At 45.8% G+C, this 21,224-nt stretch carries 20 protein-coding genes; 5 read left to right on the forward strand and 15 right to left on the reverse strand.

Annotation, left to right across the window (positions count from 1 at the left end; all coding sequences use genetic code 11):
- Positions 1 to 72: 72 nt before the first annotated feature.
- On the reverse strand, positions 73 to 444 hold the full coding sequence (locus CW735_RS00970; protein ID WP_100970727.1) for a hypothetical protein: 372 nt from the start codon (positions 442 to 444) through the stop codon (positions 73 to 75).
- 438 nt (positions 445 to 882) lie between these two features.
- On the opposite strand from CW735_RS00970, the gene CW735_RS00975 reads away from it, so the two are divergent.
- Positions 883 to 1,551 carry a glutathione S-transferase gene (locus CW735_RS00975; RefSeq protein WP_071978281.1) on the forward strand — a complete coding sequence of 223 codons (669 nt, stop codon included), beginning with the start codon at positions 883 to 885 and terminating at the stop codon, positions 1,549 to 1,551.
- A gap of 89 nt (positions 1,552 to 1,640) precedes the next feature.
- Here CW735_RS00975 and recQ read toward each other — a convergent pair whose 3' ends face one another.
- A complete protein-coding gene (recQ, locus tag CW735_RS00980; RefSeq protein ID WP_100970728.1) occupies positions 1,641 to 3,479 on the reverse strand; it encodes a DNA helicase RecQ in 1,839 nt (612 codons plus the stop codon).
- Between the two features lie 216 nt (positions 3,480 to 3,695).
- Here recQ and CW735_RS00985 point away from each other — a divergent pair, with 216 nt between their 5' ends.
- Together CW735_RS00985 and rarD are read left to right on the forward strand one after the other, a co-directional pair.
- Positions 3,696 to 5,033, forward strand: a complete 1,338-nt coding sequence (locus tag CW735_RS00985) for a magnesium transporter (protein WP_100970729.1) — start codon at positions 3,696 to 3,698, stop codon at positions 5,031 to 5,033.
- A gap of 205 nt (positions 5,034 to 5,238) precedes the next feature.
- Positions 5,239 to 6,219 (forward strand): EamA family transporter RarD, encoded by a 981-nt coding sequence (gene rarD, locus CW735_RS00990; protein WP_100973140.1) that lies wholly within the window; start codon positions 5,239 to 5,241, stop codon positions 6,217 to 6,219.
- Positions 6,220 to 6,250: 31 nt separating this feature from the next.
- Here rarD and CW735_RS00995 read toward each other — a convergent pair whose 3' ends face one another.
- Entirely contained in the window at positions 6,251 to 7,513 is a 1,263-nt protein-coding gene (locus tag CW735_RS00995; protein WP_100970730.1) for a GGDEF domain-containing response regulator, read from the reverse strand.
- A 40-nt stretch (positions 7,514 to 7,553) separates the two neighbouring features.
- Positions 7,554 to 9,725, reverse strand: a complete 2,172-nt coding sequence (uvrD, locus tag CW735_RS01000) for a DNA helicase II (protein WP_071978286.1) — start codon at positions 9,723 to 9,725, stop codon at positions 7,554 to 7,556.
- A 310-nt stretch (positions 9,726 to 10,035) separates the two neighbouring features.
- On the opposite strand from uvrD, the gene cysE reads away from it, so the two are divergent.
- The gene (gene cysE, locus CW735_RS01005) at positions 10,036 to 10,836 is read left to right on the forward strand and encodes a serine O-acetyltransferase (protein ID WP_198520987.1); all 801 of its coding nucleotides are present in this window, start codon (positions 10,036 to 10,038) and stop codon (positions 10,834 to 10,836) included.
- Positions 10,837 to 10,932: 96 nt separating this feature from the next.
- Here the strand turns inward: cysE and CW735_RS01010 are convergent, their stop codons facing one another.
- The 9 genes from CW735_RS01010 to CW735_RS01050 form a co-directional block, all read right to left on the reverse strand.
- Positions 10,933 to 11,688 (reverse strand): HAD-IA family hydrolase, encoded by a 756-nt coding sequence (locus CW735_RS01010; RefSeq protein ID WP_100970731.1) that lies wholly within the window; start codon positions 11,686 to 11,688, stop codon positions 10,933 to 10,935.
- 27 nt (positions 11,689 to 11,715) lie between these two features.
- A complete protein-coding gene (xerC, locus tag CW735_RS01015; RefSeq protein WP_269748030.1) occupies positions 11,716 to 12,666 on the reverse strand; it encodes a tyrosine recombinase XerC in 951 nt (316 codons plus the stop codon).
- Between the two features lie 5 nt (positions 12,667 to 12,671).
- Positions 12,672 to 13,367, reverse strand: coding sequence for a DUF484 family protein (locus tag CW735_RS01020; RefSeq protein ID WP_071978288.1), 696 nt, complete (start codon positions 13,365 to 13,367; stop codon positions 12,672 to 12,674).
- Positions 13,364 to 14,194, reverse strand: coding sequence for a diaminopimelate epimerase (gene dapF / locus CW735_RS01025; RefSeq protein WP_071978289.1), 831 nt, complete (start codon positions 14,192 to 14,194; stop codon positions 13,364 to 13,366). The genes CW735_RS01020 and dapF overlap by 4 nt, the downstream gene beginning before the upstream one ends.
- A gap of 35 nt (positions 14,195 to 14,229) precedes the next feature.
- Positions 14,230 to 15,480, reverse strand: coding sequence for a diaminopimelate decarboxylase (gene lysA, locus CW735_RS01030; protein ID WP_100970732.1), 1,251 nt, complete (start codon positions 15,478 to 15,480; stop codon positions 14,230 to 14,232).
- A complete protein-coding gene (gene lptM, locus CW735_RS01035) occupies positions 15,480 to 15,674 on the reverse strand; it encodes an LPS translocon maturation chaperone LptM (protein WP_232368341.1) in 195 nt (64 codons plus the stop codon). Before lptM ends, lysA begins: the two co-directional genes overlap by 1 nt.
- Before the next feature lie 51 nt (positions 15,675 to 15,725).
- Positions 15,726 to 16,793 carry an MJ1255/VC2487 family glycosyltransferase gene (locus CW735_RS01040; RefSeq protein ID WP_100970734.1) on the reverse strand — a complete coding sequence of 356 codons (1,068 nt, stop codon included), beginning with the start codon at positions 16,791 to 16,793 and terminating at the stop codon, positions 15,726 to 15,728.
- 290 nt (positions 16,794 to 17,083) lie between these two features.
- Complete coding sequence (locus tag CW735_RS01045) at positions 17,084 to 18,118, reverse strand: IS110 family transposase (protein ID WP_100970735.1); 1,035 nt, start codon at positions 18,116 to 18,118, stop codon at positions 17,084 to 17,086.
- Positions 18,119 to 18,164: 46 nt separating this feature from the next.
- A complete protein-coding gene (locus CW735_RS01050; RefSeq protein ID WP_100970736.1) occupies positions 18,165 to 18,710 on the reverse strand; it encodes a phosphatase PAP2 family protein in 546 nt (181 codons plus the stop codon).
- A 414-nt stretch (positions 18,711 to 19,124) separates the two neighbouring features.
- On the opposite strand from CW735_RS01050, the gene rraA reads away from it, so the two are divergent.
- Positions 19,125 to 19,610 carry a ribonuclease E activity regulator RraA gene (gene rraA, locus CW735_RS01055; protein WP_071978294.1) on the forward strand — a complete coding sequence of 162 codons (486 nt, stop codon included), beginning with the start codon at positions 19,125 to 19,127 and terminating at the stop codon, positions 19,608 to 19,610.
- A 161-nt stretch (positions 19,611 to 19,771) separates the two neighbouring features.
- Here the strand turns inward: rraA and CW735_RS01060 are convergent, their stop codons facing one another.
- Both CW735_RS01060 and CW735_RS01065 read right to left on the reverse strand, forming a co-directional pair.
- The gene (locus tag CW735_RS01060; RefSeq protein WP_100970737.1) at positions 19,772 to 20,578 is read right to left on the reverse strand and encodes a S1/P1 nuclease; all 807 of its coding nucleotides are present in this window, start codon (positions 20,576 to 20,578) and stop codon (positions 19,772 to 19,774) included.
- A gap of 2 nt (positions 20,579 to 20,580) precedes the next feature.
- Positions 20,581 to 21,213, reverse strand: a complete 633-nt coding sequence (locus CW735_RS01065; protein ID WP_071978295.1) for a flavin prenyltransferase UbiX — start codon at positions 21,211 to 21,213, stop codon at positions 20,581 to 20,583.
- Positions 21,214 to 21,224: the final 11 nt, after the last annotated feature.

The following is a 21,224-nucleotide window of genomic DNA, read 5'->3' on the forward strand; positions in this document are numbered from 1 at the left end:
GATGGTAACAATCTGATTTTCATTCAATTAGTGTAATTCAAAGGTGAACGTAAGGAAATGGATGTTTTCCGATCAAACCAGCGCAGCTTGTTGTTTTAAGTAGTCGCTAATAAACCCCGGGTTTTGCGTCATTCCCACATGCTCATTACCAATAGGTTCAAGCCATATGGCTTCACATAACCATTCGATGCATAGCAAGCATTGAAATGCTTTTTTATCTGAGGTGGAAGGGTTTTGGTCTGCAGAGGTCAGTACCACTTGATACCTATCGGCACCCCAATCTGGTTGCGACGGCTGAAATGAAAAATGGGATGTAAATTGGTTTACCCATTGTTCAGTTTTCAACGGCGACATAGGCAAAGGTACGGCTATTTGAACACTGCTTTGTGTAGTGTGAAGGGCGCTGATGATGTCCGTTACAAAGTGGTGAGAAGGGTTGTGCATAAGTTTTCACATCGCTTGCGTGTTAAAAAACCAAAAACTAGGGCGTCTTAACCTTTGTTGTACGAGTTTTGGGCTAAATGTACAGCAAAGATCAACACGCCCTTGTAGTGTATAGGTTCTGATAATATATCGACATAGTTATTACAAAGCAGACTTTTTTCTTCGTTAAATGCAGTATGAGTTGGGTGCAAATAAAAGGCGTTAAAGAAATAAAGAACAGAAACGCGATTAACTACAGCACTTACGCAGCAGCAACGGGTCGATAAGCGTGGGCAGCCGCTTTCAATACATGCAGACAATTCAACATGAACAGGCAGTAATAAGTAATCCTGCAGGCTGTTATAAATGTATACAGTACAACACAAAAACAAAAGCAATAACGCGATTAACAGACCCTAGTTTCCACACTAGTACAATCAACGGGTTTAAAGGAAAGATATGCTAACACTACATCATTTAAATAATTCTCGCTCTCAACGAATTTTATGGTTGCTTGAAGAATTAGGTGTTGATTACAAAATAGAATTTTATGAGCGAGACAGTACCACTAACCTAGCGCCTGATTCTCTTCGGGCAGTGCATCCTCTTGGTCGCTCTCCTGTTCTATCAACACCACACGGCGCCATCGCTGAGTCGGGTGCCATTGTAGAATATTTAGTACGAAATCATGCCGAATCGAGTTTTGCTGCGCCTAAAGATGAAGAGGCGCTACAACAATATTGGTTTTGGCTACATTTCGCCGAGGGTTCGTTAATGCCGCCGCTAGTGGCAAACTTAGTGCTGGAAAAGGCGCGACAAAAAGGGTCGAAACCGTTTTTCATTAAGCCCATCACCGATAAGCTTGTAGACGGGATCATCAATGCATATTACGGCCCTAACTTGGCTCAAAGCCTTCGTTACGTAGAGTCTTATTTAGCCAATCACACTTGGTTTGCTGGCGACGAGCCTACCGGTGCCGACGTACAAATGATATTTCCGCTAGAATCCTTGGTAGCTAGCGGTAGAGCTGATGATTTTGCCGCTATTCGTGGATACGTGAAGCGTGTTCATGAGCGCCCAGCTTATAAGCGTGCCCTTGAGAAAGGTGGAGAGTACGCTTACGCCTAGGGCATGCTGATTTTGTTGTAGCGTTACAAAAATGTGCGATGCGGCTCAACACTCTCTCTGTCTCTGTGGCTTTCGCTGTCTCTATGGCTCTAGCTGTCTCTATGAATATAGTCGTCGATGAGTTTTATAAAGGCGTCGCCGTACCGGTCGAGTTTAGTTTGCCCCACGCCGCTCACTTCTAGCAGAGTAGTGCGGTTTACGGGCAGCTTGCAGGCCATGTCTACGAGAGTCGCGTCGCTAAACACAACGTATGGCGGTACCTCATTTTCTTCCGCCAATACTTTGCGCAGGTGCTTAAGCCGAGTGAATAATGTACGGTCGTAATTTGCTGGTGCTTGCTTGGTCTTTTTATCGGGCTTGAATTCCAATCTTGGTACCGCTAGCTGTACCGGCACCTCTCCTTTAAGTACTGGGCGCGCGGCCTCTGTTAAGCGCAGTGCTGCATAGGCGGTAATATCGACGCGAATAAGACCTTTGTGCACAAGCTGATTTAGAATGTTGTGCCAGTAGCTATCCGATTTATCTTTGCCAATACCATAGGTAGACAGTTTATGGTGTCCTGCCTCTTGAAGCTTCTTAAGCTGCTTGCCACGTAATACATCAATAATGTACTGGCTTGAGGCCTGTTGTGACAAACGCAATATGCATGATAAGACTTTTTGAGCAATTACCAGCCCGTCTATCATTTTAGGCGGATCTAGGCATATATCGCAGTTGCCACATGCGCTATCGCTAAATTGGGAAAAGTAATTTAACAATACCTGTCTTCGGCAAGTTTGTGCCTCGGAAAAAGCCTCCATGGCGGCGAACTTTTGAAGTTCAATATGGTTTCTATCGCCACTTTCCCCCTGTTCTATCCACTGCTTTACCCTTGCTGCGTCTTTTTCGTCAAACAGCAGCAATGCTTCAGATTCAAGCCCATCTCGACCAGCCCGTCCGGTTTCTTGATAATAGCTTTCGACACTGCGGGGTACGTCGTGGTGAACAACATAGCGCACGTTGGATTTATTTATACCCATGCCAAAGGCAACGGTAGCAACAACGATATCTATTTTGTCATTGAGAAACTGACGCTGCACCAACTCGCGCTCATCACTGTCCATTCCTGCATGGTAGGCGGCGCAGCGAAAGCCCAGTCTGAATAATTTGTTGTATAGGTCGTCAACTTTTGCGCGGCTATTGCAGTAAATAATTCCGCTACCTTCCTGTTGCTTTACATAACTTACAACTTGGTCGAAGGCTTTGTATTTCGACATAACTCGGTAGCGAATATTTGGCCGATCAAAGCTGCCTTTGTAAACTAAAGGCGCGTTTAAGTTGAGCTGCGTTAAAATATCGGCTTGAGTGGCCGTATCTGCAGTGGCAGTAAGGCCAATAACAGGGATATGTGAAAAGCGAGACTTTATTTTATCTAGCGCCCTATAGTCTTGGCGGAAGTCGTGCCCCCAGTGGGAAACGCAGTGCGCTTCATCAATAGCAAACAGTGCTATGGAGGCGCGACCAAGCAATTGCTGAAAAGCGTATTGCATTAGCCTCTCCGGAGAAACGTACAGGAGGTCGAGTTTTCCGGTAATCAGCGAATCGTTAATGTTTGCCTGTGACTCGGCATCTAACGTGGAGTTGAGGTAGTCGGCTTTAACACCAAGGGCTTTGAGCTGTTCTACCTGATCCTGCATTAACGATATTAGTGGCGATACAACAATGGCTGTGCCTTCACGAACTAAGGCAGGAATTTGGTAACACAACGACTTGCCGCCGCCGGTGGGTAACAACACCAGCGCGTCCCCCCCTTGGCACACATGGTGAATGACTTCTCCTTGACCATCGCGAAACTCGCCGTAACCAAAGACATCTTTTAGGACGCTTTCTGGAGACACGGCGTTATGTGAATGGGCTGGTAAGTCGCTAGTAGCTAATGCAGTAGTCATAGCCTAGGATTTTACGCTTTTTTTGGCTTGGCTTCACGGGGCAATTGCAAAAACTAGACTAAAATTCAGCGCGAAAATTTTTGGCTACTGAAAAATAAGTGGATAAACCGTTTTGTTGTCACGTATTGATAATAACCTGTCAGTATTTTCATTTGTATCAACATGATATTCTAGATATTAGCAATTTAATAAGTGCGTGTTCACAGGAGTATGAGTGTGGCTGATCAACTACCAGATTTAATCGAAGAGATTGTCGCTGAAGGTATGGCCGAAGATCCTGCATCGCTATTGGCAGCGCTTAATGGTCAAGACGATGTTTATATCGCCACCTTGCTTGAATCGCTGCCCGTAGAGCCTCGTTTAGTGGTTTGGGAAGGGATACCACGAGAGCAAAAGCTTAACGTACTGGTAGAGATGCGTAGCGACCCTCGTGAGATTCTCATTGATAATACGCCTCACAATGAGTGGGCCTCGATTTTTGCTGATATTTATGCCGATGATTTACTCGAGCTTTTAGATTCACTTCCCAAGCGCCTTGTGGATTTGGCCTACGAATCTCTTGATTCAAAAGAACGTAAATACTTCAGAGAGGCTTCCCTTTTTCCAGATAACCAAATAGGGCACTGGGTTAATCACGAACAGCTTGTGCTTCCTTCTAATGCGAAGGTGAGAGAGGCGCTACGCTTGTTGAAAAAAGACGTCCCTCAGCATTGCGACAGTATCTATTTAGTGAATCGAACGGGTCAATTTACAGCGCTAGTTAAAATAAATAAGCTGTTTTCGGCTGAAGAAGACAAATCGCTGCTTGCACTTGCGGAAGAAAACATCACTACGTTTAAAGGTGAAGATGATGCTATGAATGCATCGATAACCGTTCAGCGCTCTGGGCTAGCCTCACTGCCCGTGGTAGATGAAAACAACACGCTTCTTGGCAGGCTGGATATTACCTCGGCAAGCGAGCTTGTTAACGAGTTTTATGAGCGCCAAGTTATGGCATCAGCGGGTATGGATGAAGACGAAGATTTGTTCTCCCCTGTTGCAAAGAGTGCCAAAAACAGAGCGCTTTGGCTTGGTATAAACCTGTTAACGGCGTTTATGGCATCGTGGTTTATCGGTTTGTTTGAAGGCACGCTACAGCAGGTAGTGGCATTAGCTGTGTTAATGCCAGTGGTAGCCAGCATGGGCGGTATAGCCGGTAGCCAAACGTTAACGCTCATTGTTAGGGGCTTGGCCCTTGGGCAAGTTACCCCCGCGAATATAAAAGCCTTAATGATAAAAGAGCTCAAAGTAGGGGGCGTGAATGGCGTAATTTGGGCCTTGGTTATTGGTATAGTCGCCTATTTTTGGTTTACCGATATTATGCTTGGCGTGGTTATTTGCTTGGCTATCTTGTTCAATATTGTAGCTGCGGCGTTAGCCGGTGTGTTTGTGCCTATTATCCTCGACAAGCTTAAGATAGACCCTGCGCTGTCTGGCTCCGTGATACTCACAACGGTGACCGACATAGTAGGCTTTGTTGCTTTCCTCGGTTTAGGTACGTTATTTCTGCTCTAGCGAGCGAGAGCTAAAGTCAGCGGCAGTGAATAATAATTGTGTGCGTTAAAAATGTTTAACGCATTTATTCTGCATTAGGTACTGCATTTAGGCCGCTGTATAGCGCTACATTTTATGTGGCGATATACAATACAGTGCTTGTGAATTCTGCATTTGTAATAAACAATAGCGCGCTTTTTTGCCTATTTTCATTTTGGAGCCACCATTGTCTAAGCCCGCTTCCGCCGCCCAAGTAGGCGTTATTTGTGCAATAGCCGCCTACAGTATGTGGGGTGTAGCACCTGTTTACTTTAAGCAGTTGATGGTGCTGCCTGCGGCTGAAATATTAATGCATAGGGTTATTTGGTCTGTGGTGCTGCTTGTTGGCTTTATTGCGGTGCTTAAACAATGGCCGAAAGTAATAACCGCATTAAAAAACAAGCGGGTAATGACAATTCTGTTTTTTGCTGGCCTATTACTGGGAGCTAACTGGCTGCTGTTTATTTGGGCCATCAACAACGACCACCTTCTTGATGCCAGCTTAGGCTATTACATCAATCCGCTCATTAATGTGTTTTTAGGGCGTATTTTTCTTCAAGAAAGGTTGCGAACGCTGCAGAGAAGCGCTGTGATATTGGCTGTGGTTGGCGTAGCTATTTTGGTTATTTCATACGGTGAAATACCGTGGATTGCGCTGGTGTTAGCTTCTAGCTTTAGTGTTTATGGGCTTTTACGCAAGCAGGTGGCGGTAGACTCCTTACCTGGCTTGTTTATCGAGACCCTTATGCTATCTCCATTGGCGATAGGATATTGGATACTTTACGGGTCTGAATACAGTAACTTATTCAACAATAGCATCGATTTAAACGTGCTTATTTTCGCTGCGGGTATTGTTACCACCGCGCCTTTGCTGTGCTTTACCGCAGCGGCACGCCGAATTATGTATTCCACCCTAGGTTTCTTCCAATATATTGGCCCAACGCTTATGTTTATTTTAGCGGTTTACCTTTATGGCGAGCCGTTAGAAGAGGCACGACTCACCACCTTTGCATTTGTGTGGTTAGCGTTGGCGGTATTCAGTGCAGACTCTATATTTCACTTTCGCAGACAACGAATTGAGGCAAGAGTGCAGGTTAAGAAAATGCATGATCAGGCTACGCAAGAGCAGGCTATGCAAGAGAAGAAAATGCAAGAACAGCGACGGTAACTTCGGTATTTAAAAAGGTTGGCTCTGCGCTCTATTCAAAAGCTAAATGCGCGGTTTTATCAAACATGACTTTGTTGCGACCGCTGTTTTTAGCAGCATAAAGCTGTTTGTCTGCATCACTGATGAGATTGTCTATTCGCTGTGTGGTGGTCCCGCTCATACCTATACTGCAGGTAATATGAGTGGTGGTTTTTGGTAGCTCAATAGCTTCAGCTTCTACCACCTTTCTAAAATCATCAAGCCGCTCATAAGCCTCTCTAAAGGGCGTGTCTGGTAGGTAAATACAAAACTCTTCACCGCCGAATCTAGAAATAATTTCGTCTGGAAAATAGAACTCTATCAATGCGGCAACTGCCTTAAGTACGGCATCACCCGCATCGTGGCCGTGGGTATCGTTGATAGACTTAAAGAAATCAAGATCGATAAGTGCCAATGCGTGCTCATCTGAAAGCTGCTGATGCTGCATAGTAACGGTATAAAAGAAATGTCTTCTATTTGGTAAACCCGTCAAATAGTCGGTATTTGCAGCGCGTCTAATGGCTTCAACATTCTCAATGTATTCCACGTTTTGCATAACCCGGCACAAAAACTCTTCGTGGCAATAGGGTATCCGCAAAAAGTCATTTGCTCCGCTTTTGATAAAGTGCGCCGACATTAGCATGCCTTGGCCGCCAGCAATGCCCATTATAGCCAGTTGCTCTTTTGAAAATGCTTTTCGCAAACTCGCCACAAATACCGTGCCCGACATATCGGGAAGCGTGTTGTCTGTAATAACCAATCTAATATGCTTGTGGTCGGAAAGGGCACTCATGGCTTCACTTGCTGTAATGCACTCATAAACAACGAAGTTGTGGCGTTCAAGCAGGGAAAGCGTTCGGGTCCGCTGTACCCTGTTGGTACTTACAACCACAACGCCAGTAGATTTGTTTTTCTCAAGCCTTGCTATAAGGCGGATGAGATAATCGTAATTTTGCGCGTTCTCTTTGGGAATATAGTCGACAACGTCCCGCTCGAGCACTTTGTCTCGAATGAGCGTGTCTAAACTTTCCGTGGTGGCAATAGTAGGAATGTATGCGTTAATGGCAAAGTCGATAGCTTCGCCCTTCGGTGCGTCTGGCAAAGAATAAGCAATAATAGCGCATAAGAAAGTTTCGGGTGTGTTTTGTGCAAAACGAGCGCGCCCTTCCATAAGCGAGGTAGCACCGACAGGGGTTAAGCCTGCACGCCTCACCAGCCTCGATATAATTTCAAGGTTGTTATCGCCATTTTCAATGACCAGCACATGTTGCTGCATATAATCCAACTTAGATACAGGCTACCTTGCCGTGTTAGTACTACGCTTTATCCAGTTTTGCGTAGGCGAGAACCAGCCACTTACTGCCAAATTCATCAAAGTTGACTTGCACGCGCGCGTGCTCACCGCTGCCTTCATAATTCAGCACAATACCCTCACCAAACTTGCGATGCACCACACGTTCGCCCAACTTAAAGCCGGTTTCTTCAAATGACGCATGAGACGTCATTGGGCTAAATCTGTTGTGCACGGGGCGCGATATCGTCGACTTTAGCCGAACCTCTTCAATGCAATCATCGGGCATTTCACGAATAAAGCGCGACGCTGTATGGTATTTGTCTTGACCATATAATCTACGACTTTCGGCATAAGTGATATACAACTTTTGCATAGCCCGAGTCATACCAACATAGCAGAGACGACGCTCTTCTTCCATTCTGCCTGGTTCATCATTGGTCATTTGACTGGGGAACATGCCTTCTTCTACACCCGCTAAAAACACGAGCGGAAACTCGAGGCCTTTCGCTGTGTGTATGGTCATCATTTGCACCGCATCCTGGTCTTTATCGGCTTGTGTATCGCCCGCTTCCAACGATGCATGAGCTAAAAACGCTGCTAGCGGCGTCATTTCTTCAGCTTCATCGGGCACAATAAAGGTTTTACATGCGGTAACCAGTTCTTCCAAGTTTTCCAGGCGCGCTTGGGCTTTTTCACCGCGTTCAGACTGATACATAGCGTAGAGCCCAGACTGGCGTATTGCTTTATCTGCTTGTTGTTCAAGGGGGTCATCAACCGTTGATTGCTCAAGCTCTGTCACTAGCAACACAAAACTTTGAATGGCGTTAAGGGCACGACCTTTCAAACTGGCTTCGTTAATAAGTAGCTGGCTAGCCTGCCACATGGAACAGTTGTGAGAGCGTGCGGTCTCGCGAATTTGCGACAGCGTTTTTTCGCCAATACCGCGACTTGGTGTATTCACCACGCGCTCGAAAGCCGCATCATCGTGAGGGTGGCTTACCATGCGCATATAGCCAAGTGCATCTCTAATTTCTTGACGCTCGAAGAATCGTAGACCACCGTAAATACGATACGCCAAACCCTCGTGAAGTAACGCTTCTTCTAAAACACGAGATTGTGCGTTGTTTCTATATAAAATGGCGGTATCACTAAGCGCATGGCCCTGATTTAGCCAGTCTTTAATTTTTGATACGATAAAACGGGCTTCATCTAGTTCGTTAAACCCCGCGTACACCGAGATAAGCTCGCCCTGCTTATCTTCTGTCCACAACTCTTTACCTAAACGACCAGTATTGTTGTCGATTACCGTGTTGGCTGCTTTTAAGATGTTGCCGGTGGAACGATAATTCTGTTCTAAGCGAATGGTGGCAGGTGATTCGAAGTCTTTTAAGAAGTGCTGAATGTTGTCTACGTTAGCGCCACGCCAGCCGTAAATCGATTGGTCGTCGTCGCCAACAATCATAATATTGTTATTATCGCCGCTGCACAGCATGCGCAGCCAGGCGTATTGAATGTTGTTGGTATCTTGGAATTCGTCTACCAACACAGCTCGAAATCGACGTTGGTAATGCGCTAGCACTTCTGGATTTTTCGCCCATAGTTCGTGGGCACGAAGCAATAGTTCAGCAAAGTCTACCAGGCCAGAGCGGTCGCAGGCGTCTTGATAAGCGGTATACACTTCACGCATGGTTTTCTGAATATGATCGCCATGGGTTTCAATGTGTTGCGGGCGCAAGCCTTCGTCTTTATTGCCGTTTATGTACCACTGAATTTGACGGGGCGGATAATGCTTTTCGTCTAAGTTCATGGCTTTTAGTATGCGACGGATAAGGCGGTATTGGTCGTCTGAATCGATAATTTGAAAATTTTCAGGTAATTTCGCTTTAGCGTGATGGGCTCGTAATAAGCGATGTGCCAAGCCGTGGAAGGTGCCAATCCACATGTTGTGCAGGCTTCTGCCCATTAACGACTCTATTCGTCCGCGCATTTCTTTTGCGGCTTTATTCGTAAAGGTTACGGCTAGAATTGAGAAGGGGGCGATATTCTCGACTTCCATAAGCCATGCAATGCGATGCACCAATACCCGCGTTTTGCCACTTCCTGCGCCGGCCAAAACAAGCGCGTTTGAAAGTGGTGCTGCTACAGCCTCACGCTGTTTGTCGTTTAGCTCATCTAGCAGTCTGGATACATCCATAGTGTGGCACCTATTATCTTATTTCATATACAAATTAAACGCGCCGCTATTATGCCAGCTGCCTGTTAATTTATACAGTCCAGTTTTGCGCGTTTAAAATGCAGTTTTAAGTGTTCTTAAATGGAATAACTAATACGAAATTGTTTAGCTTTGTTGATCGAAAAAACTTCACCTTGGGTACTAGTGTTATATTGATATTCTGTAATCTCAGGTAAACTCTGAGTCCTACACTCGGTTCTTCAAACGTTTTGCGCTTTTAGGCAAAGACAATCGTTTATGACGTCTGCGATATACACCAACAGGAAATGCCATGACTTCTCTTTCTATGCCCATCGATTTTTGGTCAACCTTGAAACAAGAAGCAAAAGTAGTCGCTGATAACGAACCCTTGTTATCGAGCTATGTTCACGCCAGTGTATTGGCTCACCATAACTTTGAGTCGTGCTTAAGTTTTATTTTATCTAACAAAATGGCCGACGATGTTATGCCTGCATTAGCTATTCGTGAGGTGTTTGACGAGGCTTATTTGTTAGAGCCTGGCATTAGCGAGGCAGCAATGGCAGATATTTTAGCGATAAAAGCTCGCGACGCTGCTGTTGATGACTATCTTACGCCATTGCTCCATTTTAAAGGCTTTCACGCGGTGCAGGTTCACCGAATGGCACATTATTTGTGGATGAATAATCGTCACCAGCTAGCGCTTTTCCTTCAAAGCCGTAACTCGGCAAGCTTCAGCGTAGACATCCATCCGGCTGCACAAATTGGTAAAGGCGTTATGTTCGACCACGCCACCGGCATTGTTGTAGGTGAAACAGCCGTGATAGAAGACAATGTGTCACTTCTTCAAAGCGTGACACTAGGCGGTACGGGTAACGAGTCTGGCGACCGCCACCCTAAAATTCGACAGGGTGTGCTAGTGGGCGCTGGTGCAAAAATACTGGGTAATATTGAAATTGGCGAGGGCTCTAAAGTAGGCGCCGGCAGTGTGGTGCTAAATAACGTTCCGCCCCACGTTACCGTAGTAGGTGTACCGGCAAAAGTAGTAGGTCGGCCCATTTGCCAAAACCCCTGCGAGTCTATGCAGCAAAATGTGCTAGAAGACAATGCTTAAAGAGGACAACGTCTAAAGAAGACAACACCTAAAGAGGATAACGCTTAACACCTATCTTATGCTGATCTGGCATTAGCCCATTAGCGTGGCTGTTTGTTATTCACAGAAATAAGCGAGGTCAGATAAACTGCTTAGCGCAACGTGAGGCAGTACCGACACCGGCTCATTGTGTAAATCCATGGGCCGATTGCAGGCGAACCAAGCGGCTTGGAAGTTTGCGTTCACTGCGCCCAACACATCCTTAACAAGATTATCTCCCACATGTAAAATATGGCTAGCTGGTAGTTCTAACAGTGCTGCTGCCTCGTTAAACATGCCTACTGCCGGCTTCATAGGGCGTGTCAGGCTTGCGTGCAAGATAGTGTCAAAATAGGGCGTAATCCCTATTTTATCCGCATCAACATTGCCATTGGTTATGCCAATAAGCGGCATGCGTGTGCTTAGGTGTTGAAGAATGTGGTGCACATCTGGCGCTAGCGTCAAATTGCTTCGCGCATCATAAAAACAGTTAAAACAGGCTTCTACTTCCTGCTTGAGCTGACTGTTGTGACTGTCATCGTTAGCTATTTCAACGCAAAGTGTACTTGAGTTTTTGCCTGACAGCGCTGCAGTAAGTATAACTTTGCGCAGTTGCCCCATGTCAGATCCCAAGCGAGGGTCTAGTTTAATTGCGGCACATTTTAAATCATACCAGTTACGGGGTGAAAGCGTGGCCGCATGAGGGTGGTGCTCGGCTAAGTGAGCAGCTAACGCGGCCTCAGCCTGTCTTATAACCGGTTCATTATCGTAAAGCGTATCGTCAAGATCGAAGGTCATGGCCTTCACCTTGTTAACGGGTTTAAAAAACTGCATAAACTAGCTAGCCTTAATATTGTGTGTCTATTTGTCGTTTTTACTTTTATGTGCACGGGGGTGGGCAGCGTCGTAAACATTCGCAAGATGCTGAAAGTCGAGATGCGTGTAAACTTGTGTAGTAGACAAATTTGCGTGCCCTAGCAACTCTTGAACGGCTCGTAAGTCGCCGCTTGATTCTAGTACGTGGGTAGCAAAGGAATGGCGCAGTTTGTGAGGGCTGACTTTCTGCGAAATTGATTGGGTTTGTGCCATTTTATCCAGTCTGTTAGCAACCTGCCGATTTGATATCCGGGTTTTGCGTTTGCTTACGAACACGGCACTTTCATAAGGAGATGCATAGGCTGGCCTAGCCTTTAACCAGGCATTAAGTGCTTTTTGTGCGTGTCTACCAAGTGGGAGTATTCTCTGCTTACTGCCTTTGCCCGTTACCCTAATCGTACCGTCTTTTAGGCAGTCGGCAAGGTCAAGCCCTGTCAACTCATTCAACCGCAATCCACAGCCGTACATTAACTCAAACATGGCGTTGTCGCGCAGTTGCATGCCCTCGTCATCTTCACTGCCTGTTTGTGCGCCGAGCAACTGCTGCATTTCATCCACACTAAGTTGTTTAGGTAAAGGCTTGCCTTGCTTGGGTGCTTGGATACCTTCTAATGGGTTGCTGAAAAGCTGCTGATGCTCAATAAGGTAATGGCAAAATGTGCGCAGTGCTGAGAGGCGAAGCGCAATACTTCGCGCGCTGTGCCCCGACATTTTTCCATCGGCCATCACACGTTTTATGTCGCTAGGCGTTAGCCCAGACCATTCGTGTAGATTCAATAGTTTGGCTACTTCGGTTAGCTGGCGGCTGTAATTTTTAACCGTATGGCCAGAGAGTCCGCGCTCTACCTGCAAATGCAATAAAAATTTATCAAGCCAGTGTTGGCATGCGTCACTGATTAGGTTTTGAGAAGAGTTTTGCGATGCGTCGTGAGACACAGAAATTAGTACCCCATCATGTCGGGTAAGATAATGTTGAGTACCTGCTGTAGCTGCTGAAGTAATAGCGTGTCCATATCAGGCGTGAAATGACTGGCGTCGCTGCTGCTTATTCCTAAAATGCCAAGGTCGCGGTTATCACCAAGAATCATCAGAGCCACTGACTCTGCGCTACTTTCTCCAAACAACAATTGACGCTCGTGCTGCGAAAGACGTCCGAAAAAGAAGTTAGACTGTTTAAACCGCTTTTCGGTAAACAATCGCTGTTGTAATTCGGGGATCGCATGGGGGCCTTTAAAGCTTTTGATGACCGCTGAAGATAGCTGCAAACGCTCTTGCAAGACATCCTCAAGAGTAAACTGAACCTCGGCAACGCTTTCGCAGCGCAGAAGTTGAACGTTTAGGTCTGTGTAAACGCGGTATATTTTCTCGTTTTGTTTGGCGATAGACACCAATTGGTTGAGCTTGAGGTTAAGCTGACGCACTTTTTTTCTCAGTTGCTCACCCTGAATTTCAACTAACGACACGCTGCCTTTCTGCTCGTGTGGAAACTTTATCTTTTCAAGGAGTTCTGGATATTGCACGAAAAGCTCGGGGTTTTCTAACAAGTAATCGCGCACCTGCGCTGGAGTGAGCGCCGAGGTGTCGTTAAAGGGCTCAATAATTTGAGTGGCGTTAGATTGCCCGAGTAATTCGCTCATATTGTTATTTGTCCGTCGTATACGTGTTCAGCAGGCCCTGTCATTTTCATCACGCTATCTGGCCCTGGCCAGCGAATTCGCAAGCTGCCGCCAGGCAAATCTACCCGCACATCTTTTCCTAATTTACCTTGTATTTGACCAATTGCAACTGCCGCGCATGCGCCGCTGCCACAGGCCAAAGTTTCCCCTGAGCCGCGCTCAAATACACGAAGCTTAATGTGTGATTCGTTGATTACCTGCATAAAGCCAACATTAACGCCTTCTGGAAACCGCTCATGCTTCTCTACCGCTGGGCCAATCTCGTGGACTAGTGCCGTATCAACATCGTCCACTTCCATTACACAGTGGGGATTGCCCATAGAGGCGGCACCAATAAACAAGGTTTTATCGCCCAAGCGCAAAATATAGGTATTTTCTTGCTTGTTGGCCTTAAGGGGCACAGAGGCGGGTTCGAACATAGGCTTGCCCATATTCACGGTAACCTGGCCATCTTTCTCAAGATACAGCACCATTTTCCCGGCTTTTGTGCTTACTACAATTTTGTTGCGACTGATGAGCCCGTGTTGCCTCACGAAACGTGCGAAACAGCGAGCGCCGTTGCCACACTGTTCCACTTCCGACCCATCGGCATTAAAAATGCGATAGTGAAAGTCTTGCTCTGGGTCATAAGGTGGCTCAACCATCAGTAATTGGTCGAAACCAATGCCAAAGTTCCGGTCGGCCAGCTGTTTTATTTTATCTTTTGAGAAAAATACATTTTGGGTAACGTTATCAATAACCATGAAATCGTTGCCCAAACCGTGCATTTTAGAAAATTGAACCTGCATTAACGGTGCGTCTTAATCTTATATTTGTCTCTAGTTTACGGAAGTTTGTGCTCACCTTTCCAGAGATCTTTTTGAATTTCTCGCTCGCGTACAACAATAGCCGTTTCACCATCGGCCATAATCTCGGCTGGGCGACAGCGACTATTGTAGTTTGAGGCCATAACAAAACCATAGGCGCCCGCACTGCGAACTGCCAGTAAATCGGTAGGTTTTATGGCAAGCGTTCTATCTTTACCGATAAAGTCACCGGTTTCGCACACCGGGCCAACGACATCATATGTGTTGGGTTCGGCGTCGCTGTGCTCTTGTACGGGAATAATGTTTTGCCATGCTGAATACAACGCAGGGCGAAGTAAATCGTTCATCGCAGCGTCTACAATGGCGAAACTTTTTTCTTCGCCTTGTTTGATAAACTCAACTTCAGTAACCAATATGCCTGCATTCGCAGCAATGGCACGACCTGGCTCGAGAATGAGTTTTAACGACTCGCGGCCTACCATTTTTTCGGCCATGGCTACAGCATACGCTCTGGGGTGAGGAGGTTCTTCATCGTTATAAGTAACGCCTAAACCACCGCCCACATCGAGATGTTCGATAATAATATTGCGCTCGGCAAGCTCGTCTATGAGCACAAGTAGGCGCTCTAGTGCATCAACAAATGGGCCAATTTCAGTTAGCTGAGAGCCTATGTGACAGTCCATGCCTACTACATTCAGGTTGGGCAATGAGGCCGCTAATTCGTAGGTGGCTAGTGCATTTTCTCGTGCAATACCAAATTTGTTTGCCTTCAGCCCAGTAGAGATATAAGGATGAGTTTTTGCATCGACATCGGGATTAATGCGAAGCGAAATAGGAGCTTTAACGCCTAACTCACCGGCCACTTCGTTTATGCGATGTAATTCAGGCTCTGACTCTACGTTAAAGCACATTATACCCTGCTGCAGTGCATATCGTATTTCGTCATGCTTCTTGCCTACGCCTGAAAAGACAACCTTGTTGGCGCTGCCTCCGGCTTCAATAACTCTGGCCAGTTCGCCAGCAGAAACAATATCAAAACCGGAACCAAGTTTTGCCAATACACTCAATACGCCTATGTTTGAGTTAGCTTTAACGGCATAGCAAATGAGGTGTGGGTGGTCGCCTATAGCATCGTTAAATGCATGCCAATGACGCTCTAGTGTTGCCCGTGAATAAATATAAACTGGTGTGCCGTGCTCGGCTGCAATGTCGGAAACGGCAACGTCTTCAGCGAAAAGCTGACCTTGCTTGTAGGCAAAGTAATCCACTAGTTAGTCTCTCCAGATATAGAGGCAGGTGCAGTACTTTTTGTGTTGGGCCCTTGCTCAGAATCGCCTTGGGTGGCGCTTGAGGGCGGGGGCGAATTTTGCGTTGGGGCGTCTGGAATGTACAGCGCTCCTTTATAACCACAACCGCTTAATGCAGTAAGGGTAAGCAGAAAAACAGCCAACTTATTAAGCACAGAAAATCCCGCAATGAATACGATAAATGCCGCTATCATCGCATTGCGGTATTAAATTGCAAGAGACAATAAACGTTCTCGCGTTTTATCTCCGTATTGGACGTGTTTCCATAGGGTTTCACACAGGGTTTTGGTGTCTGAATAGTTACCTTGCTTTATCCAGTCTATAAGCAAATTGGCGTTATCTGGAAAGGTTATAGGCTCATTTTCAGGCGAGGATAACCATTCTTCAAGTACGTCGGTGTCTAGCTGAAATAATGGCTGGCACAATTTGAGGCTATCAAGCATAAATACATTGGATAGTTGTTCGAACTGCCCATGAAGAGGCTTTATCAATAGCTTTTTACCTAACTGCAACGCTTCGCTTGATAACTCAAACCCGCCGTTGGCTACAACACCTCCACAGCTTTGCAACGCTCTATGAAAGTGGACTTTTGATGTGGGATTCCACTGTATATGCCCTTCAGTGCTGGCTTGTTCAATATCAGGGTGAAAACAAACAAAGGTTTGGTCGGCCAGTGGCTCTAGCATATCTCTAATATCATCGATGTTTTCAAAAGGCAGATAAACCAGAATATGATTAGATTTGCTGTGCGATATCGCCTTATCAACAACGAAAGGCGGAATGATGGGCTGGTTGAAATGATACCAATGTACACCAATTTTGTGTTTTGTTGGTGCAAATGTTGCCATTAGTGCGGTGTCGAACATCGAGTTACCGCTTTTGGGTACATTATAAGCAAATGCTGCCTGGTGACTTATTGATATCGAAGGCAAGCCCTGGCGTTTGGCGGCCCATGCAGTGACAGGTTCGAAGTCGTTGATCAGCAAATCATATTGACTGGTGTTGAAGCGTTTAACATCACCGATAAACTGACGGATGTTGGCTTGCTTAACCGTATCCCATTTTCTGACTTTGCCGTCTTTGTAGATAAAACTTAAACCCGTTAGCGTTTGGTAGTTACCAAAAACTTCCATATCGAAATAGCGCTCGGGTGCTCTACCCGAAAAGACAAAATCGACATCTATGTCGTTTCGCTGTGCAAATGCTGCAGCCATGATCCGCGCTCGGGCAATATGGCCATTGCCGGTGCCCTGCACACCATAAAGTAGTTTCATATTATACCATATATGGACCCTCTCCGATTGCAAGACACCGTGTTGACTTATTAACGTGATTCATTGCTGCCATATATTCGGCTTTTTCATGAAGTCATTTGACTTCTAGCCTTGATGGTTGTTCGCACCTTGTTGTCTCATCAATCCGGCGGCCTCGAAGGCCATTGGTATAAACTGATTTGAACAAGATGGTTATGAACCGTTAATCATCAGTACATTGTCTTTTTGCAATATGTTGATAGGCTTCCTGTTTTAGATTATTTACTTAACTTTGGTTTGGGTTTCATCGGCTAAGCCGCTGCTTTATTTATCAGTCCCGGCTGATAATCCTGTTGGTAATGCAGCATAGCCCAGGCCATTCTTACCATTTTGTTAGCCAGTGCGACGCACGCCTTGTTAAAGCTCATGCGGGCTAAACATGCCCGACACCACTGACTCACGTTATCGGTTTTATCTCCAATATGGCGCAAGGCGGCTCTGGCTCCGTTAATCATCTGGGTGCGTAAATACGTGTTCCCTCGCTTGCTAATACCTAACAACCTCGGGTTATCTCCCGTTGTATGTTGTTTGGGCACTACACCTAACCAAGCGGCTAAATGTCGGCCGCTATTAAAAGCCTGGCCTTGTCCAATGCCTGCATATAACGCGGTAGCAATCAATGGCCCGATTCCTGTCATGCTCATTAAACGCTCGCATACAGGCTGGCTTTGTGAGAACGCTTTCAACTCCTTGTCCATTTCTTTTATGCGCTCCCGCAGTTCCCGCAAATCATTGAGTAAGCCTTGAAACTGTCGGCGAGCTAGCATACTCAATCCATTGTCAGCCTCTTCCAGGGTAAAAGGCAGTTCTTTCACCAAAGCCGCTACACCCCGTGCATACACAATACCGTATTCGCTCAACAAGCCTCTTATCTGATTACTCAACGCCGTTTGCTGCGCTATCATACGCTCTCTAATCCGATGCATAAGCTGGACATCTTGTTGTTCCTGAGACTTAAACGGCACAAATCGCATCCCTTCGCGTTGTGAAGCCTCGGCTATCGCCTCTGCATCATTGTAATCATGTTTATTGCCTTTTCGGTATGCTACAACGTATTGCGGTGCTATCGCTTTGACTTCATGCCCGGCTTTCGTCAATTCCCTGCACCAGTAATGGCAACTTCCACAGGCTTCCATCACTACAATGCTTGGCTCCAGATGACTAAAATAGGACAACATCTGGTGACGCCTTAACTTCTTCTTTCTGAGCACTCTGCCTGATTGATTCATAAAAACTAAATGAAAAACAGACTTGGCGATATCAAGACCTATTGTTATCTTATTCATGTGACCCTCTTCTTCTTGATAGTGATTTGAATAACTCTATCTTGGCTCATTTGAAGCCTTTATGGGAGGAGAGGGTCCATACCATTAATATTGTCGTGCTTAAGAATGCTATCGCAACACCAAGCAAGGCTCCTGCAACAACATCTGATGGATAATGCACACCGAGGAGCACTCTCGATAAACCAATAAGCGCAGCCCAACTGTAAACCAGTACAGAAAATGACGGATAAAAATGCGCAACGATACTGGCCATGAGCCACGCTGCCGCAGTGTGCCCAGAAGGAAGAGAGAATTTGTCTGAGGGCGTAATATGTGCACTAAAGTTGGTTAAGAAATCGCAGGGGCGAGGGCGCTTAAAGGTTTTTTTCAGCAATACATAAATAGGAAGCTCTAGGGCGTATGCCATTAGCGCGGTGTACAAAAATATCTCACCGTGTTGGGGCTCAAATGCCCACAGCAACGCACCAATAACAAGATATAAATAACCATCGCCGGTTTTAGATAGCCATACAATAGCGCGACAGTCTCTTTTTTGAGTCAGTCTATATAGCCGGTAAAATAAGTCTGTATCGTATTTAGTCAAGGATTTCATGGGTTAGACCCTGTCCTCTATTGGTTGCTTATCGAACACGTTAAAGGGCTTCTGTGACTGATGGGTGACAGAAAGAAGAAACATTTCTTACAATGTGAGACTGGTAGGCTTGAGATGTTTTTCGTATCACCTGACCACTTTTAAAGGGTAGCTGCTCACATTAAGGCGATATATGTAAAGCAATATGCGTGCTCATTTTGGTTTAGAAGCGGTTCCGGGTAGAGCTTTAATCAATTTGTTACTGGTCTTTCAGTTTGCGTACAGTGAAATGCAAATAATGAGCGAAAAGAATTTAATCAAACCGACTAAAACAAGCATTTTCAACGCTAAAATTAGTGCTATGCTAGAGAGATAGAGCACCATATGAATATTCATCCGAATACTCAATTAAACAAACTAACCTAAGGCAGGGCCATGGAATACAACACTTCAGAATTATGCGACTTGTTTGCAGACAGCGTGGATGTGGTAGATCCTATTTTTGCGAGCTTTGGTGGGCGATATTCCTTTGGCGGTGAAATTACAACGATTAAGTGTTTTGAAGATAGAGGCTTAGTCGACCGCGTGCTTGCTCAACCTGGTGGTGGAAAAGTACTGCTCATCGATGGCGGTGGCTCTACGCGCAGGGCTCTGTTTGATGCAACTTCTGCACAAATTGCTATCGATAACGATTGGGAAGGTGTGGTGTGTTACGGCAGTGTGCGAGAGATAGATAGCCTAGCCGAGCTGGATATAGGTGTATTAGCGGTGGCTGCTATTCCGGTAAACGCAGACTCAGAAAGCATTGGTGATGTAGATATTCCGGTTAATTTTGGCGGCGTTACCTTTTTGCCAGAAGATCATCTCTATGCAGATAGTACAGGGGTTATTCTGTCGCCAGAACCGCTAGATTTAGACTAGGTCAACACGCACAAGCGCTATTGGTTCGGTGGCCTTGATTCATTTAGTTCGTTTCATTTAGTTCGATAAGACAATCGATGAGTGCAGAGCGCCGCGACTATTACGACTACAAAGAAAAAGACCCTATTTAAGCGTGCTAAATAGGGTCTTTTTTGTGCTATTTATTTGCTGCTCTCAAACACTTCATTAAGATACATGGCCATACGTATTCCAGCCATTTGTAAGCGGCGTTTTACTGTTGGCAAATGATTATAGAGGTAGTCGTAGCTCATTTTGTTAGCGTCATCAGGGTATATGGTGTCGCGAATGCTTGCGCTTTCTTCTATCCATACATAGGGGTCGGTTGAAGCCCAATTGCGAATATCCTCAGCGGTAATTTTTTCAGTTAACCACGTGGTCCACTCGGTATAAGACAGGGCGCGCTGATCTAACATTTGCGAATCCCACACTCTATGCAAATTAGAGTCTTGCCAGAAGAAGCGAACTTTCACATCGTTTCCACCGCGATCTGTACCATTACCAGCATGAAGTGGCTGATGTAAATCACCAATTATATGAACGATGAATCTCAGCGCTAAACGCTTTTCATCGTTGCTGGCAGTGTCGCTTTTCAAGGTTTTTGTAAACTCGGCTAACGCGCTAAATGCGTCTCCCTGAGATGGTGCACCGACTTCCACATAGGTTTTTCCTTCAGGTACCGTGACATAGTGCCAAGGGTTAGCGGTTTTCTGCCAAAACTCACTGGGATTAGAGCGCATTTCATCGGCGTGGGTAGACGCTTCGGCTAACGAGCCATTAGGCAGTAACTCCATAAGTGCAGCATGAGAAAGGGGGCTTAAATATTGCTCTGCAATAGCACCCGTTACACGGTGGCCAGTTTGTCCCCACCCAAATGCCGGCGTGGCCACACACATTGTTAACAGTGCACTTAATGCCACTGCGCAAGTCCTATTTGCTAATGCAAACATAGTTATTCCTCTGAATGTTTTGATGATTGGTAGCCCCAGCGAGCCACCAATGATTGTTCTATACCTAAATGATCTAATATGCGCGCCACAACAAAATCCACCAAGTCATCAATGGTTTTCGGGTTGTGATAAAAACCCGGCGCTGCTGGCATTATTGTGGCACCCATTTGTGACAGTTTTAACATATTTTCTAGATGAATAGAGGATAGCGGCATTTCCCGAGGAACTAGAATAAGTTGTCCACGTTCTTTTAACACTACATCAGCGGCCCGTTCTATAAGGTTGTCACTAGCGCCTATGGATATGGCTGAAAGCGTACCCGTAGAACAGGGGCATACCACCATTTTAGCTGGAGCAGCAGAGCCTGACGCAACAGGCGAAAACCACTCTTCTTTGCCAAATACTTTAATTTGGTCTGGTTTACCGCCACAGTGCTCAGTAAAAAAAGCTGCAGCATCTTCCGGGCGTGAGGGAATTTTGACATTTTCTTCGGTGGCAAACACTACTTTGGCCGCCGATGAAATCAGCACATAAACCTGATAATCAGCTTTTACCAAAGACTGTAAAAGTGTTAATGCATATGGGGCACCCGAAGCGCCGGTAATAGCAAGTGTGACTTGCTTGTCATGTTTCATGTTTTTGCCCT

It is taken from the genome of Alteromonas sp. MB-3u-76 (assembly GCF_002831605.1).
GTDB classification, from domain to species: domain Bacteria; phylum Pseudomonadota; class Gammaproteobacteria; order Enterobacterales; family Alteromonadaceae; genus Alteromonas; species Alteromonas hispanica.